The 1,226-nt window shown below is 72.6% G+C and carries 2 protein-coding genes; one reads left to right on the top strand and one right to left on the bottom strand.

The genetic code is table 11. From position 1 onward, the window contains the following. Positions 1-711, bottom strand: a 711-nt coding sequence (locus tag B8460_RS14160) for an FAD binding domain-containing protein (protein ID WP_048862260.1), incomplete at its 3' end; no start/stop codon positions are given. A gap of 115 nt (positions 712-826) precedes the next feature. Between B8460_RS14160 and B8460_RS14155 the strand changes: the two genes are divergently transcribed. Further along, positions 827-1,226 (top strand): VOC family protein (locus tag B8460_RS14155; protein ID WP_048862259.1); only part of this gene is annotated, 400 nt, incomplete at its 3' end.

Below are 1,226 nucleotides of genomic sequence, written 5' to 3'. Positions count from 1 at the left end.
CCCTTCCCCGCACAGCGCGGCCGCCGCAAGCGGGGCCGGCGTGACGCGGGTGCCGACGCCGAAGAACGCGAGGCGCAACGCCGCGAGCCGCGCGCCCTCGCGCCGCCCGCCGGCGGCGATGCCCACCATCGCATAGTCGCCGGCGCGGCGGGCCAGCTCGCCGAACCCCCAGCAGGCACCCGGCCCGGGCATGGCGATCTCCACCGCCGCCAGGATCTCGTCGGGCGCGAGCGCCGTCGCGAACAGGCCGGTGAAGAAACCGTCAGCCGGCAAGGTTCGTTCGCCCCGCGCGCTGACCGCGACGATGCGGGCATCGAGTGCCAGGACGCAGGCGGGCAGCTCGGCCGCCGGATCGGCATTGGCGAGGCTGCCGCCGATCGTCCCGCGCGTGCGGATCGCGGGATGCGCGACATGGGCGACCGCGCGGGCAAGCAGGGGGGCGTGGGCCGCGATCAGCGGGGAGGTCAGCAGCTCGTCATGCGTCGTCAGCGCGCCGATGCGCAGCCGGCCATCCACGACGGCGATGCCGCGCAGCGCGTCCAGCCGCCCGATATCGATCAGCACCTCCGGCACCGACAGGCGCAGATTGAGCGCCGGCAGCAGGCTCTGCCCGCCGGCCAGCAGCTTCGCCCCCTCGCCGTGGCGGGCCAGCAGGTCGAGCGCGTGCGCGACCGACTCTGCCCGCGCATACCCGAATGCCCCGGCCTTCATCGTCCCTCCCCTGGCATGGCGGCGAACAGACCGCGCCGCCGGGGACGGGTCAAGCGGTCGGCATTGACAGGGGCCGCCGTCGCGTCACCCTCCGCCCACTGACAGGGAGGCGCGCATGAGCATCGAGCGGCTGGACCATTATTCGATCCGCACCACCGATCTGGAGGCGACGCGGCGGTTCTACACGCAGGTCATGGAGTTCGAGGTCGGGCCGCGACCGAACTTTCCCTTCCCCGGCGTGTGGCTCTACCAGGGCGGCACGGCGGTCGTGCATGTCATCGGCATCGACCCGAACGACCCCTCGGGCCTGCATGCCTATCTGGGCGACAAGGACGCGGGGGCGGCCACTGCGGGCACGGGCACGATCGACCACATCGCCTTCGTGGGGCGCGACGCGAGTGGGGTGAAGGACAGGCTGCGGGCGGCGGACGTGCCGTTTCGCGAGCGGATGGTGCCGTCGCTCAATCTCGAACAAGTGTTCCTGGAAGACCCGAACGGCGTGACGATCGAGCTCA

It is taken from the genome of Acidisphaera rubrifaciens HS-AP3 (genome assembly GCF_000964365.1).
In the GTDB taxonomy this organism is placed as follows: domain Bacteria; phylum Pseudomonadota; class Alphaproteobacteria; order Acetobacterales; family Acetobacteraceae; genus Acidisphaera; species Acidisphaera rubrifaciens.
Note: the sequence above shows the minus strand (reverse complement) of the source record. Positions and strands in the feature narration are given on the sequence as shown.